17 protein-coding genes are annotated in these 13,937 nt (G+C 69.6%); 9 read left to right on the forward strand and 8 right to left on the reverse strand.

The genetic code is table 11. The features are described from left to right. Nucleotides 1–143 precede the first annotated feature (143 nt). From FV242_RS04220 to FV242_RS04240, 5 genes are all read right to left on the reverse strand, one after another. Complete coding sequence (locus FV242_RS04220) at nt 144–1,013, reverse strand: 1-acyl-sn-glycerol-3-phosphate acyltransferase (RefSeq protein ID WP_147938046.1); 870 nt, start codon at nt 1,011–1,013, stop codon at nt 144–146. Between the two features lie 4 nt (nt 1,014–1,017). Next, nucleotides 1,018–1,533, reverse strand: coding sequence for a GNAT family N-acetyltransferase (locus FV242_RS04225; RefSeq protein WP_147938047.1), 516 nt, complete (start codon nt 1,531–1,533; stop codon nt 1,018–1,020). Next, complete coding sequence (gene tsaB, locus FV242_RS04230; RefSeq protein ID WP_147905695.1) at nt 1,530–2,204, reverse strand: tRNA (adenosine(37)-N6)-threonylcarbamoyltransferase complex dimerization subunit type 1 TsaB; 675 nt, start codon at nt 2,202–2,204, stop codon at nt 1,530–1,532. Before tsaB ends, FV242_RS04225 begins: the two co-directional genes overlap by 4 nt. 275 nt (nt 2,205–2,479) lie before the next feature. Further along, a complete protein-coding gene (locus FV242_RS04235; protein ID WP_147938048.1) occupies nt 2,480–4,171 on the reverse strand; it encodes a methyl-accepting chemotaxis protein in 1,692 nt (563 codons plus the stop codon). A gap of 378 nt (nt 4,172–4,549) precedes the next feature. Further along, nucleotides 4,550–5,116 carry a NifU family protein gene (locus tag FV242_RS04240; RefSeq protein ID WP_147905697.1) on the reverse strand — a complete coding sequence of 189 codons (567 nt, stop codon included), beginning with the start codon at nt 5,114–5,116 and terminating at the stop codon, nt 4,550–4,552. Between the two features lie 158 nt (nt 5,117–5,274). Here FV242_RS04240 and FV242_RS04245 point away from each other — a divergent pair, with 158 nt between their 5' ends. The 4 genes from FV242_RS04245 (at nt 5,275) to FV242_RS04260 (ending at nt 7,523) form a co-directional block, all read left to right on the forward strand. Next, nucleotides 5,275–5,745 (forward strand): atp-dependent helicase, encoded by a 471-nt coding sequence (locus FV242_RS04245; RefSeq protein ID WP_147938049.1) that lies wholly within the window; start codon nt 5,275–5,277, stop codon nt 5,743–5,745. A 177-nt stretch (nt 5,746–5,922) separates the two neighbouring features. Further along, nucleotides 5,923–6,276 carry a DUF2934 domain-containing protein gene (locus FV242_RS04250; RefSeq protein ID WP_147938050.1) on the forward strand — a complete coding sequence of 118 codons (354 nt, stop codon included), beginning with the start codon at nt 5,923–5,925 and terminating at the stop codon, nt 6,274–6,276. Nucleotides 6,277–6,460: 184 nt separating this feature from the next. Further along, nucleotides 6,461–7,126, forward strand: a complete 666-nt coding sequence (locus tag FV242_RS04255) for an HAD family hydrolase (protein WP_147938051.1) — start codon at nt 6,461–6,463, stop codon at nt 7,124–7,126. A 190-nt stretch (nt 7,127–7,316) separates the two neighbouring features. After that, a complete protein-coding gene (locus FV242_RS04260; protein ID WP_147905701.1) occupies nt 7,317–7,523 on the forward strand; it encodes a hypothetical protein in 207 nt (68 codons plus the stop codon). Between the two features lie 24 nt (nt 7,524–7,547). On the opposite strand, the gene FV242_RS04265 is transcribed toward FV242_RS04260, so the two are convergent. From FV242_RS04265 to FV242_RS04275, 3 genes are all read right to left on the reverse strand, one after another. Then, the gene (locus FV242_RS04265) at nt 7,548–7,820 is read right to left on the reverse strand and encodes a hypothetical protein (RefSeq protein ID WP_246692597.1); all 273 of its coding nucleotides are present in this window, start codon (nt 7,818–7,820) and stop codon (nt 7,548–7,550) included. A 163-nt stretch (nt 7,821–7,983) separates the two neighbouring features. Beyond that, entirely contained in the window at nt 7,984–8,265 is a 282-nt protein-coding gene (locus FV242_RS04270; protein ID WP_147905703.1) for a hypothetical protein, read from the reverse strand. A 307-nt stretch (nt 8,266–8,572) separates the two neighbouring features. After that, nucleotides 8,573–8,947, reverse strand: coding sequence for a DUF6481 family protein (locus tag FV242_RS04275; protein WP_147938053.1), 375 nt, complete (start codon nt 8,945–8,947; stop codon nt 8,573–8,575). Between the two features lie 611 nt (nt 8,948–9,558). Between FV242_RS04275 and FV242_RS04280 the strand changes: the two genes are divergently transcribed. The 5 genes from FV242_RS04280 (at nt 9,559) to FV242_RS04300 (ending at nt 13,900) form a co-directional block, all read left to right on the forward strand. Beyond that, nucleotides 9,559–10,029: an ureidoglycolate lyase gene (locus FV242_RS04280; RefSeq protein ID WP_187278324.1), complete on the forward strand. Its 471-nt coding sequence runs from the start codon at nt 9,559–9,561 to the stop codon at nt 10,027–10,029. Nucleotides 10,030–10,198: 169 nt separating this feature from the next. Further along, nucleotides 10,199–10,393, forward strand: coding sequence for a DUF4089 domain-containing protein (locus FV242_RS04285; protein ID WP_147938055.1), 195 nt, complete (start codon nt 10,199–10,201; stop codon nt 10,391–10,393). Then, a complete protein-coding gene (locus FV242_RS04290) occupies nt 10,390–11,787 on the forward strand; it encodes an AtzE family amidohydrolase (protein ID WP_147938056.1) in 1,398 nt (465 codons plus the stop codon). The genes FV242_RS04285 and FV242_RS04290 overlap by 4 nt, the downstream gene beginning before the upstream one ends. Beyond that, entirely contained in the window at nt 11,787–12,170 is a 384-nt protein-coding gene (hpxZ, locus tag FV242_RS04295; RefSeq protein WP_147938057.1) for an oxalurate catabolism protein HpxZ, read from the forward strand. The genes FV242_RS04290 and hpxZ overlap by 1 nt, the downstream gene beginning before the upstream one ends. Before the next feature lie 107 nt (nt 12,171–12,277). After that, nucleotides 12,278–13,900, forward strand: a complete 1,623-nt coding sequence (locus FV242_RS04300) for an ABC transporter substrate-binding protein (protein WP_147938058.1) — start codon at nt 12,278–12,280, stop codon at nt 13,898–13,900. Nucleotides 13,901–13,937: the final 37 nt, after the last annotated feature.

Raw genomic sequence — 13,937 nt, forward strand, 5'->3', positions numbered from 1 at the left:
TATCCAAGCGGTGATCGCGCGCGGCGGAGCAACTCAGGACCTGTAGGCGACGGAGGGACGTGGCGCCTCCGCGGGCTGCTTCGCCGCCCGTGCGATCACGGGAAACCGCATCGTGATGGCCCGGTCCGGGGTTCCGAAAGACCTTAAACCGCCGCGATCTCGGGGCCGCCGAGGTCGAGCCCCGGCGAGGCCGGCCGAGGCCCGGGCGCGGGCATGGTCTCGCCCCGACCGGTGGCGATCCCCTGAAGCGTGGCCCGGACCTCGGCCTCCGCGGCCGCGGTCGCGGCCTTGCGATCGGTCGTCGCCTCGAAGGCGATCGGCTGGCCCCAGGCCACATGGACGTCGATCGGCCCGCCGTTGACGAAGGCCGCGAGATGCGGCGCCAGCTCCATGTCGCCGTACCAGGCGATCTCGGAACGTTCGGAGCGCACCACCGGGAGGCCGTTGCGTCGGGGATAGCCGATGGCCATCGGCTGGAGGCGCACGCGGCCGCGTCCGGCCTCCCCCCGCAGGGCCGCCCGCGCCGCCCCGACCAGCGCGGAGCGGAACGGCAGGAGCCGGTTGCCGTCGCCGGTGGTGCCCTCGGCGAACAGCACGACCAGCTCGCCCCCGGCCAAGCGGTGGCCCATCGTGGCGCTCACCGTGGCGGTCGCGCCCCGCCGCTGCCGGTCGATGTAGATCGTGCGCTGCAGGGCCGCGAGCAGGCTGATCACCGGCCAGCCGGCGATCTCAGACTTCGCGACGAACGAGAGTGGGCGCAGCGACCCGATCACCACGATATCGAGCCACGACACGTGGTTGGCCAGGACCAGGGCGGCCTCGCCGGAATCCGGTGGCGTCCCCGACTGCGTCACCCGGACGGAGAACAGCCACAGGAAGGTGCGGTGGAACAGCAGCGGCGCCACGGTCGAGCGTCGGCCGAGCAGCCGCATCGCGACCCAGTGCGGCGGGCCCAGCACCAGGAAGGCGAGGGCGAGGACCGCGACCCGTATGGTGAGGCCGGCGCGGCTCACGCCGTCACAGGTCGGCGCTCATGGTCAGCGCGGTCGCCCGGCTGCCGTCGGCCTTGAGGTAGTAGCCGGTGCGCTCGCCGACCTTCCGGAACCCGTGGCGGGCGTAGAGCTTGAGCGCCGGCACGTTGCCCTCGTCGACCTCCAGATGCACCCGGGCGACCCCGGAATGCGCCAGGCTCGACAGATGATCGCGCAGGAGCCGGCGGCTATGGCCGCCGCCGCGCAGCGTCGGGGACAGCACGACGGTGAGGATCTCGGCCTCGTCGGCCGCGCGGCGCGACAGGACGAACCCCTGGAGCGTCCCGGTCCGCCACAGGGCATGCGCCTGCGTGGAGCGCTCGCACAGCATGCGCTCGAATTCGTGGGCCTCCCAGGGCCGGGCGAACGCCGTGGCGTGGAGCCGGGCCAGGGTCGGGGCCTGCGCGGCGTCGGCCAGCGGAGTGACGTAGGGCTGCGGCGTGAGGGCATCCCACCACGCGGCCCACCAGTCGAGCGGCCAGAACGGGATGGGACGCGTCATTGCCGCGCGATCCTCGCGTGATCCTGAGGCCGCGCATCGGCCCCGCGGAGGTAGAGCGGCCGCGGCAGGGCCTGGGCCGGGTCGGCCACGAGACCGAGCGACGCCACGGCGGTGATGTCGGGGGCACCGAGACCGGCGACCCGCGCGCTCACGCCGCGAGCGGCCAGGGCCGCCGCCACCAGGGGCGCCCCGGAGCCGGTGAGCACCACGGGGCCGGCGCCCAGCCGTTCCGCGGCCACCTCCACCGACAGATGGGCCGGGGCCAGCCCGTCGTTCGGACCGAGGGCTTGGACGTAGACGGCACCGTGCCGGGCATCGACCACAGCGGCGATCGTGCCCTCGACGGACTCCGCCAGCAGCGGCGCCAGCAGGGCCGAGAGCGTGCCGACGCCGACCACGGGCTTGCCGGTGGCGAGCCCGATCGCCCGGGCCGCCGAGAGGCCGACTCGCAGACCGGTGTAGCTGCCGGGCCCGACCGTGACGGCGATCCGGTCGATCGCCTCGAAGCCGCCCTCGACGCGGGCGATCACCCGCTCGACCAGCGGCAGCAGGGCTTCCGCGTGACCGCGCAGCATGGGCAGCGACTCGGCCGAGAGCGGCGCGTCGGCATCGTCCGAGGCGACGCAGGCGGCGCACAGGTCCAGCGCTGTGTCGATGGCTAGGATACGCACGCCCACTCCCGAATGCCGGATCGGACCGACGACCGCGCCCATTCGGTCCCGAAGAGCGCGAACACCCCAGGACCTCGTCCAGGATACCGATATCCTCGACGAGGTCCTAGCATTCTGGTGTGCATCGTCGTGTCCCGAAAGCCGGCAACCACCTTTCGGGACGAAGCTTCAGCGTTAGAACAAAACCACCGGCTCGTCAGCGCGGGTCGCCGGCCAGAACCGCGTTGACGGTGGAGTGTTGCCGGCTTGCGCCGGTCGGCCCCCCGGGGAGAACCTCAGCCGGCGCGGACGGCGGAGAGGAAGCTTCGCACCTCGACGTTGAGCTGCTCGGATTGCCCGGTCAGCACCGAGGCGGAGGCCAGCACCAGGTTGGCCGCCGACCCGGTCGCCTCCGAGGCCCGTGCCACATCGACGATGTTGTGCGTGACCGCGCCGGTGCCGGTGGCGGCCTGGGCGACGTTGCGCACGATCTCTTGGGTCGCGGCGCCCTGCTCCTCCACCGCGGCGGCGATGCTCGTCGCCACGCCGCTGATCTCCCGGATCAGGCCCGTGATCGAGCCGATCGCCGAGGCCGCCTGGCCGGTGGCTCCCTGGACCCGGTCGATCTGTGCGGCGATCTCGTCGGTGGCCTTGGCGGTCTGCTCGGCCAGTTCCTTCACCTCGGCGGCGACCACCGCGAAGCCGCGTCCCGCCTCGCCGGCGCGGGCCGCCTCGATGGTGGCGTTGAGCGCCAGCAGGTTGGTCTGGCTGGCGATCGACGCGATCAGCCCGACCACGTCGCCGATCCGCGCGACGGCACCGCTCAGGTCCTGCATCAGCGCACCGGTCTGGTCGGCCTCACCCACCGCGCGCTGGGCCAGATCGGCCGACCCTTCGACCTGCCGGCCGATCTCGGAGATCGAGACGCCGAGTTCCTCGGCGGCCGCAGCCACGGTGTTGACGTTGGCGGCAGCCTCCTCGGCCGCGGACGCCACATGGGTGGTCTGGCCGGCAGTCCGGGTTGCGGTGGAGGTCATGGTCTGCGCGGTGGCCTGAAGCTCCGTGGCCGAGGACGAGACCTGGCCGACGATACCGCCGACCGCCTCCTCGAAATGGTCGGCCAGATCGACCATCGCGCGCCGCCGCTCCGCGGCCGTGGCTGCGTCCGCCGTCCGCTTGAACTCGGCCTCCGCGGCGGCCTTCTGCACGACCATGGCCTTGATAGCCTCGACGGCCCGTCCGACCGTACCGATCTCGTCACCCCGGCGGGCTTCCACGATCTCCGCCTCGATCTCGCCCTTCGCCATGCGCTGGAGCACCGCGACCAGGCGACCGAGGGGCCGCGTGATGCCGATCGTCGAGACCAGCAGGGAGCAGAGGATGCCGACCACCATGCCGAGCGCGCCGAAGCCGATCAGGTTCCAGCGCGTGGCGTTGGTCTCGTCGGTAAGGTCGCGGGAGCGCTTGCGCATGTAGCCCTCGATCGCGTCGCCGAGCTTGGTCCCTTCGACCCCGAGGGACACGAAGATCGGCTCGCTCTTCTCGTGGGCCTGCTTCAGCGCGGCGCTGACCTCGCCCGAGATGGCGAGGCGCCGCGCCTCCGACGCCTCGGCCACGAACCGCGCGGTGCGATCACGCTGGGCCTGGATCAAGTCGTCGAAGGCCGGCACCTGCTGCGCGAGAACGGACAAGGTCTTGTCGGCCTGCCCGATGATGCTCTCGAACTGCGTGCCCGCCTGGCGGATCTGCTCGGGATCGGTCTCGGCGATCGACCGGTACAGGAGGTAGTTCATGGTGTTGTGCAGGCGATTGGTCCGCCGCACGTTCGACACCGCCTTCGCCTCCCGGGCAATCAGGCTCGTGTAGACCTCATCGATCATCGTCATCCGGGACTCTGCGAACCAGATGCAGCCGCCCACGATCACCGCGATGATCAGATTGATTGCGAGCAGCTTGGTGGCGATGTTCGTGCGGCTGAGAAGGTTCATGCGAATCCCCGGAAAACCGTGGGACACGAGAGATAGGATGAAACCTTGCGTCAAGATCTTCGATAGAGATCTGAAGCGACGCTCATAACAATTGCACAGATCGTATTCGATTAAACATTAAACCACAAAGCGGGTTATGGAATATAGATATTGAATCTATGCAGGGCATCAAGCCAGAAAGATGCCGCCAGTATTATCATCAAACGATTTACCGTACCGACATCCAGCACGTTACAATCTGTCGATCGGCGTAGGATACGCTTGGACGAGCCGACGGCTCTGACACCGACGCGGGCCGGCCAGACCGAGGGATGCCAAAGAAAACGCCGGCGGCTCGCGGCCGCCGGCGCTGGTCGTGGCGTGAACGTCGGCGTGAGATCAGATCGCCTGAACCTCGCGGATCTCCGGCAGGAAGTGCCGGAACAGGTTCTGCACGCCGTGGCGCAGGGTGGCGGTGGAGGAGGGGCAGCCCGAGCAGGCGCCCTTCATCTCCAGGTAGACGACACCCTCCTTGTAGCCGCGGAAGGTGATGTCGCCGCCGTCGCCGGCCACCGCCGGGCGGACACGCGTCTCGAGCAAATCCTTGATCGTCACGACCGTATCGTGGTCGGCGGCGTCGTAGAACTCTTCCTCGCCGTCCTGGTTGTCGAGGCCGCCTTCGGCCATCACGGGGACGCCGGACTGGAAGTGCTCCATGATCGCGCCGAGCACGGCGGGCTTCACCTGAGCCCATTCCGAGCCGTCCTCCGCCTTGGTGACGGAGACGAAGTCGTGGCCGAAGTAGACGCCCGCGACGCCGGGAACGTCGAACAGCGCGGAGGCGAGGGGCGAACGGCCGGCGGTCTCGGCATCCCGGGCCTCGAACGTGGATTCGGGCAGGACGACGCGGCCGGGGAGGAACTTGAGGGTCGCCGGGTTCGGCGTGGCTTCGGTCTGGATGAACATTGTCGGCGAACTCCGCTGCGCCGGTTCAAGGCCGGCCGGGACAGGCACCGTGAGGCACCGCCTCCCATGTGGACCGGCGGGTGGATTTTCTCAACCGGGCCCGGGCGCCTGGAGAGTGGACATTCGCGCGACGCCCCTTCAGGACAGGCGCGAACGGGATGCTGACGGAGCCGGCGGTGGATGTAACCGGGGATGCGATGCTCGCGCAGGAGTTGCTGAACGACCTGCGTGCGGCGCAGGCCAAGCTGGAGGCCGCGCGCGAGGATGCAGCCTCGCTTAAGGTTCTGCTCGCCCTGCGGACGCACCAGCACGACCTGGCCTGGCAGGAGGCGCAACGCCTCGCGGCCGAGCTTGAGAACGCCCGCACCCGGTCGAGCGACCTTGAGACCGAGCGCGCCGAGGGTCAGGCCGGCGCAGCCTCCGCGGCCGAGGCGGACGAGCGCACCGAGGCCGTCCGCACGGTGCTGGGCGCCGTGCTCGACAGCATCGGCAGCCGTGCCCTCGACCGACGCCGCTTCCAGGAGATCATCGCGCGGGCCGGGCGCGAGGCGTCGACCGACGGCCCCGGGGCGGCCCGGCACGCCGTGCTGCTGACCGAGGCGCGGCGGGTTCTGGGCATCCCAGGCTAGCGCGCGCCGCGGAAGGGGTCACCGGTTCGGAGCAAGCGCCGCCGCGAGCCGATCGTCGTCGCCGAGTTCGCGATCGAAAACGGATCTCGGGCAGCCGATCGCCCACCCGGCAGGGTTAACCGCGCTTTAACCACACGCTCGCATCGTCGATCCCGGGACGGACAGGAGATCGAACGCATGCAGATCAGCGAGCAGCACGTGCGCGAATGCGCCTATTACATCTGGGAGAAGGAAGGCCGGATTCACGGTCATGCCGTCGCCCATTGGATGCGCGCCGAAGCCGAGCTGCGCGCCGGCGTGGTGCTGGCGGACGGCAAGGCCCGCGCGGCCGCCCCGGTCGCCGTGAAGGCCCAGACCGCCAAGGCCGCCGCTCCGAAGGCTCCGGCGAAGGCCGCCGCCAAGACCGCGACGCCCAAGGTCGCCCTGGCCAAGCCGGTCGCCGCGAAGACCGCCAAGGCTTCGAAGGCTGCCGTGACCGCCGGACTCGCCGCGAAGGCCAAGCCGGCCCGCGCTCCGGCCTCGATGCACTGAGCCGACGGCGCGTTGCGGCGCCATCGAACCACGTGTCGCACACCACCCGTGCGCTCCGGCTTTTCAGGAGCCCGCCCCTCCACCGAGGGGCGGGCTCCTGCCGTTTCCGCCCTCCGGAACAGGCCGGCTCCGGCATCGTTGTCCGGCCTGACGCATACGCCGTGCGCCATAACGAGGGGCCGCGATGCGCGCCGTGATCTTCGATATCGACGGGACCCTGCTCGACAGCGTCGACCTGCATGCCCGCGCCTGGGTCGAGGCGTTCGCCCATTTCGGCGTCGAGACCGATGAGGCGAAGGTTCGCAGTCAGATCGGCAAGGGCGGCGACGAGCTCATGCCGGAATTCCTGCCGGCCGAGCGGATCGCGCGCGAGGGCGAGGAGATTGAGGGCTTCCGGTCGGATCTCTTCAAGAAAAAGTATCTCCCGGAGGTCCGGCAGTTTCCGGCAGTCCGGCCGCTGTTCGAGCGGCTGCGTGAGGCCGGTCTGAAGATCGCGCTGGCCTCTTCGGGCAAGGGGCCCGAAGTCGAGCGCTATCAGGAGATCCTCGGCATCGCCGACCTCGTCGACGTCGCCACCAGCTCCGACGACGCGGATCGCTCGAAGCCGCATCCCGATATCTTCGAGGCCGCGGTGAAGAAGCTCGACGGTCTCGGCAAAGACGAGATGATCGTGATCGGCGACACACCCTATGACGCGGAGGCGGCGTCGAAGGCCGGCCTACGCACCGTAGGCCTGCTGTGCGGTGGTTTTCCGGAGGCCGACCTGTCGGCTGCGGGCTGTATCGCGATCTATCGCGACCCGCAGGATCTCCTCGACGGTTTCGATTCCTCCCCGCTCGCGATGGGATGAACCGCGACGGAAGCAAGGGAAATCGTCGGGGCGGCCCAAGCCCTCCACGGTTTCCCGCATACGGTGTTGCAGTGCAGTAACGGAGCGTGATGCCGGCTACGTAAAAGTGCGAATGGGGCTGGCGCGGTGGGGCGGGAAGGCGTAGCCACCCGGCCGCCATCTGGAACGTCTCCACGCACGAGCCCCGCGCATGCCCCAGACTCACCAGTCAAGCCCCGCACCGCGCTTCGTGCCGGTGGCCAAGCCCCTGCCGGAGCAGATCGCCGAGGCGATCGCCTGTCGGTCGACCCCGCTCAGCCATCTGCTGCGCCTGATGTCGGCACTCAACGCGGAAGGCGGCGACGAAGCCCTGCGTCATGAACTCCGGGCGCGGATCGGAGCACCGCTCGACGCCTGAACCCGGCGCGTCCCCGGCGGCGCGTCAGCGCCGCCTGTGATGATGCTTGCGTTTGCCCGTGCGCTTCGGCGGCTGGACGGCAGCCTGGGTCGTGCGGGCCATGCAGGCAAAGTAGATCTGCCGGCCGATATCCTCCAACTCCAGTCCCTGGGGATTGGGTGCGGAGAAAACCTTCGCACGCGCCTCGTTGCGGCAGGCCGCGTCTTCCGGGCTGCGGATCGGCGGCTCGGCCCGGGCTGCCTCACCACCGAGGATCGTCGTCAGAACCACAGCCGAAACCCATACGGGAATCCACATCCTGGCTTGAATACTCAACATACCGGAGCGTGTTCCTCGCTGGACAGAAACGCCGAGATAGTGCGGATCGTCCTCCCGTGAAGCTTCGTCAGACTGCTGGTTCCGGCGAGATGGCCGTCAGGCAGCACCGCCTGTGCGTCGGGCGCAGTCTGCGCCCGACGTGTCAGGGCACGACCCACAGGCAGCGGCTGGATCCCGTAATCGTCATGCACTCGTAGGGTGCGCCACCGATCAGCGCCCGCTGCTCCACAGGGCCGATTTCCCCGCGTGGGATCCGGCGGCATCCCGGCTCCGGCGCCTCACGGGCCGGCCCGCTGGCGGCATCGATCCGGCGTGTGGCGATCAGCGTATCGCAGGCCGTGACCGTGGATGGATCCTGCGCGGCGGCATAATCCGATCCCAAGAGGACGAACGGCAGCGCCGCCAACAGGGTTCGAGACCGCATCGCTTCCTCGCCATTCGCGTCATGCTCAGGGGCATCCGGTCATCTCGCGCACGCGCGTGACGACGGCGGCTTTCAACACGGATCGGCGCGTGATGGTTGCCGCGCATCCGACCGACGCCGGCCGTACCAGCGATCGCGCCACCGGGCCGACGGCTGAACCGACGCCCGGTCGGGCTCCGAGCGCGTTGCGCAGCCGGGGCGAGCGGTCCGGCAGATCTCATTCCCGGATACGGCAACGCCGCCCGCCTGGGGGCGGACGGCGTTCGAGCGCTTTAATACGGGTGCGTGCCGCGCTCGGCGACGCGGGTCAGCGCTTGGCTTTGGCCTTGCGGGCGGCGTAGCGGGCGTCGCGCTGCGCCTTCTTCAATGCGAGTTCGGCAGACTTGCGCTCTTGCGCGGCAGCGAGTTCGGCGGCTTCGCGGGCGAGCCGGGCAGAGAGCTCGGCCTCCTCGCGCAGACGCTTCTCTTCGGCAGCCTTCCGCTCGGCGGCGATCCGGGCGGTCTCGCGCTCGCGCGCGCGCTCCTCACGAGCCTGGGCGATCTCGGCCCGGGCCTTCGCCTTGGCGATGACCTCGGGGTCGTCGGCCGGCGGACGGGCCTTGAACTTGGCCAGCAGTGCGGCCTTGGCGCTCTGCGAATGCTGGCGACGGTCGTCGAAACTCCGGTAGTCGAATGCGCTCATCTGACCTTTCTCGGTTGGGTACGTCACGCGTTTCGCGGGGACGACCGGCTGAACCGGCCACGTACTGAGACTACGGGTTCCAGAACCGTCCCCGGGCCCCGGAACCGCACCGATCCATCGGCGCTGCCGATGGTCCGACCCGAGCGCTCGGCTCACGCAGGAGCGCTCGGGTCGGACCATGTCTGAAAAAGCGGGACAGCCCTTAGACCGTGCTCCCCCGAGGACGCAATCGCGTCTGCGTGCTGAGGTCGCCGGCTAGACGACAATCCAGGTGAACTCAGTAAAAGTTTGTCCGGGCGATGCCCAAAAGCCTCAAACCGACCCAACGATCGCGAGCGGAGTTTCGTCGGTCGCCGGGTGGGACGAGCCAGAGGCTCGATCTAATGCGAACGAGGTAGGTCGCGCCCGCCGATCCGGCAAGACCGGGGGCCCGGCACGATTGCCGCAGACCGGCGGGGCAGCGCCTCCCGTCTCCCGGAAGGCGGGGCCTACCTCGACTCGCCACGGGCTTCCCCGTGGCGCATCCTGGGTTTTGGCCCGCTCGGATGGTGGCGTCCGGTGGCGCCTTGTCCCGGGACGGACACGCGGACGCGTGGGCACGAGGAGTCGCGATGCGTACCCTGATCCTGTCCGACATCACGGCCGAGGCGTTCGCGCCCTACGGCGAGATCCTGGATGACCCCGCCACCCCGCCCCGGCAGGACCAGGCCGGGCAGATGCAGAACACGCGGAAAGCGGCGCGCGCCAACCTCGCGCTGGTGCGGAGCGAGCCGATATCCGGCCTGATGCCGCTGCGGCGCCTCGAGCGGCATCTGCATTCCAATCAAGCCTTCCTGCCGCTCTCGGTGGACTCCTACGCCGTCATCGTGGCCCCCGATCGCGACGGCCGCCCCGATGAATCCGGGATCCTCGGCTTCCGTGTGCCGGGCCATGTCGGAATCAATTACCGCGCGGGAGCCTGGCACGCGCACATGATGACGCTCGACGAGCCCGGCCGTTTCGCCATGCTGGTCCACGAGGACGGTACCGAAGCCGATTGCAGCTTCGCCACGATCGCGCCCATGACGATCTCGCCGCGCTAACCTGCCCAGAAATTATGCACCGATCGTCGTGTCCTGGAACCGCTCCGGGGTAAGGACGACAGATGCCCGATAATTGTGCATCGCGCGCAGATCGGGGCTTGGCCGGCGACTCGGCACGATGCCTGCACCGCCGGGAAGCCGGCGCCTGAATACCGGTGTGAGGAACGCGATGCCTGAGACACTCCCTCCGTTCGACCCGGACACATACGCTGCGGTGGCTGCGCCGCTTCTCGGCCTCGCGATCGATCCGGCCTGGGTGCTGCCGATCACGTTGAACCTGCGCGTCCTGGCCTCCGCCGCCGAACTGGTGGCGGGCTTTCCGCTCCCCGACGAGGTCGAGGCTGCGCCGAGGTTCGAGGCATGAGCGCGCCGACGCCGTCCGATGCCGCGACCATCGCCGCCGCGATCACGCAGGGCCGTTCGACCGCCCGCGCCACTGTGGCGGCCACATTGGAGCGGATTGCCGGGATCGATGGGCGCGTCGGCGCCTTCACGGATGTGCTGCCCGAGCGGGCGCTGGCACGGGCCGAGGCGCTCGATGCCGCCCTTGCGCGCGGCGAGCCTGCGGGTCCGCTCGCCGGCGTGCCCTTCGCGGTGAAGAACCTGATCGACGTCACCGGTCTGCCGACCCGCGCCGGCTCGAAGATCAACCGGGATCGCCCGCCGGCCGCACGCGACGGCGCGGTGGTGCGGCGCCTGGAGGCGGCGGGGGCGATCCTGGTCGGCGCGCTCAACATGGGCGAGTACGCCTACGACTTCACCGGCGAGAACGTCCACGACGGCGACGCCCACAATCCCCACGCCCTCGACCACATGACCGGCGGTTCCTCCGGGGGGTCGGGCGCGGCCGTGGCGGCCGGGCTGGTGCCGCTGACGCTGGGCTCGGACACCAACGGCTCGATCCGGGTGCCCGCCGCGTTCTGCGGCTGCTTCGGGATGAAGCCGACCTACGGGCGGATCAGCCGGGCCGGCAGCTTCCCGTTCGTGGGCAGCCTCGACCATCTCGGCCCGATGGCCCGGAGCGTCGCGGACCTCGCCCTGGCCTACGACGCGATGCAGGGGCCCGACCCGGACGATCCGGTGGCCACGACCCGGGGGCCCGAGCCTGCGTATCCCGGCCTGGAAACCGGCATCGGCGGCCTGCGCATCGCGGTGGCCGGCGGCTACTTCGCCCGCAACGGGCATCCGGAGGCGTTCGCGGCCGTCGCCCGCGTCGCGGAGGCCCTGGGGGCGAGCCGCACGGTCGAGCTCCCGGAGGCCCAGCGCGCCCGGGCGGCGGCCTACCTGATCACGGCGGCCGAGGGCGCAACCCTCCACCTCGACCGCCTGCGCACCCGGCCGCAGGATTTCGACCCGGCCGTGCGCGACCGCCTGATCGCGGGTGCGATGATCCCGGCGCCCTTCGTCGAGCGGGCGCAGCGCTTCCGCCGCTGGTACCGCGATGCCGTGCTGGACCTGTTCGGCGGCGTCGACGTGATCCTGGCGCCGGCCACCCCCTGCCGGGCTCCGAAAGGCGGCCTGACCCACTTCGTGCTCGACGGCGTGACCCTGCCGATCCGGGCCAACATCGGCGTGTTCACGCAGCCGATCTCTTTCATCGGCCTGCCCGTGGTGGCCGTTCCGGTCAGGATCGATGCCGGGCTGCCGCTCGGGGTCCAGGTGATCGCAGCCCCCTGGCGCGAGGACTTGGCCCTCCGGGTCGCGCGCCAGCTCGAACGGGATGGGATCTGCACGGCCGCGGTGGCGGAGATCGCCTGATGATTATCGACGATCCCGCCGTGAAAGCCGAAGTCGAGGCCGCGTTCCGGATCTACGAGACGGCGCTGACCACCAACGACGTCGCCACCCTGGAGGCGCTCTTCCGGGACGATCCTCGCACGATCCGCTACGGCGCCGGGGAGAACCTCTACGGGATGGACGCGATCCGGGCGTTCCGGCGGGCACGCTCGCCATCGGGCCTCGAGCGGGTGCTCGCCGAGACGGTGATCACGACCTACGGCCGCGACTTCGCCACCGCCATGACCCTGTTCACCCGGGACAACGCCCCCGGGAGGACCGGCCGCCAGAGCCAGACCTGGGTGCGGTTTCCGGAGGGATGGCGGGTGGTCGCCGCCCACGTGAGCCTCATCGAAACCCCATAGGATCGACGGGTCGGCGCAGGGTCCGGGGGCGAGTGGCCGCGGGCTTGCATACGGTCGGACGTATTCCGGGCCCGCCCTCCCGGACCAACGTGAGTGTCCGATCCGACATGCTGTCTCGTCTGAAAACCTTCGGCGCCCGTGCGGCGCTCGCCGGCGCCCTGGCACTCACCGTCAGCACCGCCGCCCTCGCACAGGGAACGCTGCGGATCGGGATGACCGCATCGGACATCCCGCTGACCACCGGCCAGACCGACAATGGCGGCGAGGGCATGCGGTTCCTGGGCTACACGGTCTATGACGGCCTGATTAACTGGGATCTGTCGAGCGCCGAACTCGCCTCCGACCTCGTGCCAGGCCTCGCGACCAGCTGGGCGGTCGACGTCACCGACAAGACCAAGTGGACCTTCAAGCTGCGGCCGGGGGTGAAATTCCACGACGGCTCCGACTTCAACGCCGACGCCGTGGTGTGGAACCTCGACAAGCTCCTGAAGGCCGACGCGCCGCAATACGATCCGCGCCAATCCGCGCAGGGCAAGACCCGCATTCCGGCGGTCGCCTCCTACAAGGTGGTGGACCCGCTGACGGTCGAGATCGTCACCAAGGCCCCGGACGCGACGCTGCCCTACCAGATCGCCTGGATCATGATGTCCTCCCCGGCACAGTGGGAGAAGGTCGGCAAGTCCTGGGACGCCTTCGCCAAGCAGCCCTCCGGGACCGGTCCGTGGAAGCTCACGCTGTTCGCCCCCCGCGAGCGCGCCGAGATGGTGCCGTTCAAGGAATACTGGGACAAGGACAGGGTCCCGAAGCTCGACAAGCTCGTGCTGGTTCCGCTGCCGGAGGCCAACGCCCGGGTCGCGGCGCTCCGCTCCGGCCAGGTCGACTGGATCGAGGCGCCCGCGCCGGACGCCGTGGCCTCGCTCAAGGGTGCCGGCTTCACCATCGTGACCAACGCCTATCCGCACAACTGGACCTGGCACCTGTCCCGGGTCGAGGGCTCGCCCTGGAACGACATCCGGGTCCGCAAGGCGGCCAACCTCGCCATCGACCGCGACGGCCTGAAGGAGCTGCTCGGCGGCCTCGCGATCCCGGCCAAGGGCTTCATGCCGCCCGGCCACCAGTGGTTCGGCCACCCGACCTTCGACGTTAAGTACGATCCGGAGGCCGCCAAGAAGCTGATGGCCGAGGCCGGCTACAGCCCGGCCAAGCCCCTGAAGCTGAAGGTCGCAATTTCGGCCTCGGGCTCGGGCCAGATGCAGCCGCTGCCGATGAACGAGTTCGTCCAGCAGAACCTCTCCGAGGTCGGCATCCAGGTCGACTACGAGGTGGTCGAGTGGAACACGCTGATCAATATCTGGCGGGCTGGCGCCAAGGCCGACATCTCCCGCGGCGTGTCGGCGATCAACTATTCGTACTTCATCCAGGACCCGTTCACCGGGTTCATCCGCCACCTCCAGAGCAACTTCGCCCCGCCGAACGGTACCAACTGGGGGTATTACAGCGATCCGGCGATGGACAAGCTGTTCGACCAGGTGCGGACCACCTTCGACAAGGCCGCACAGACCCAGGTCCTGGAGAAGGTCCACGAGAAGTACGTGGACGACGCGCTGTTCGTCATGATCACGCACGACGTGAACCCGCGGGCGATGAGCCCGAAGGTGAAGGGCTTCGTCCAGGCCCAGAACTGGTTCCAGGATTTTTCCAAGATCACCATCGCGACGGCGGGGCGGTGACACCCGGCTCCCTCCCTCTACGGGGGAGGGGGCCGAG

It is taken from the genome of Methylobacterium sp. WL64 (genome assembly GCF_008039945.1).
Taxonomy (GTDB): Bacteria; Pseudomonadota; Alphaproteobacteria; order Rhizobiales; family Beijerinckiaceae; genus Methylobacterium.

Bases quoted from the DNA above. Each gene is read 5' to 3' on its own strand.
- FV242_RS04225 (WP_147938047.1), bottom strand. From the start codon at position 1,533: ATGACGCGTCCCATCCCGTTCTGGCCGCTCGACTGGTGGGCCGCGTGG.
- FV242_RS04235 (WP_147938048.1), bottom strand. From the start codon at position 4,171: ATGAACCTTCTCAGCCGCACGAACATCGCCACCAAGCTGCTCGCAATC.
- FV242_RS04240 (WP_147905697.1), bottom strand. From the start codon at position 5,116: ATGTTCATCCAGACCGAAGCCACGCCGAACCCGGCGACCCTCAAGTTC.
- FV242_RS04245 (WP_147938049.1), top strand. From the start codon at position 5,275: ATGCTGACGGAGCCGGCGGTGGATGTAACCGGGGATGCGATGCTCGCG.
- FV242_RS04250 (WP_147938050.1), top strand. From the start codon at position 5,923: ATGCAGATCAGCGAGCAGCACGTGCGCGAATGCGCCTATTACATCTGG.
- FV242_RS04255 (WP_147938051.1), top strand. From the start codon at position 6,461: ATGCGCGCCGTGATCTTCGATATCGACGGGACCCTGCTCGACAGCGTC.
- FV242_RS04260 (WP_147905701.1), top strand. From the start codon at position 7,317: ATGCCCCAGACTCACCAGTCAAGCCCCGCACCGCGCTTCGTGCCGGTG.
- FV242_RS04265 (WP_246692597.1), bottom strand. From the start codon at position 7,820: ATGTGGATTCCCGTATGGGTTTCGGCTGTGGTTCTGACGACGATCCTC.
- FV242_RS04270 (WP_147905703.1), bottom strand. From the start codon at position 8,265: ATGCGGTCTCGAACCCTGTTGGCGGCGCTGCCGTTCGTCCTCTTGGGA.
- FV242_RS04275 (WP_147938053.1), bottom strand. From the start codon at position 8,947: ATGAGCGCATTCGACTACCGGAGTTTCGACGACCGTCGCCAGCATTCG.
- FV242_RS04280 (WP_187278324.1), top strand. From the start codon at position 9,559: ATGCGTACCCTGATCCTGTCCGACATCACGGCCGAGGCGTTCGCGCCC.
- FV242_RS04285 (WP_147938055.1), top strand. From the start codon at position 10,199: ATGCCTGAGACACTCCCTCCGTTCGACCCGGACACATACGCTGCGGTG.
- FV242_RS04290 (WP_147938056.1), top strand. From the start codon at position 10,390: ATGAGCGCGCCGACGCCGTCCGATGCCGCGACCATCGCCGCCGCGATC.
- hpxZ (WP_147938057.1), top strand. From the start codon at position 11,787: ATGATTATCGACGATCCCGCCGTGAAAGCCGAAGTCGAGGCCGCGTTC.
- FV242_RS04300 (WP_147938058.1), top strand. From the start codon at position 12,278: ATGCTGTCTCGTCTGAAAACCTTCGGCGCCCGTGCGGCGCTCGCCGGC.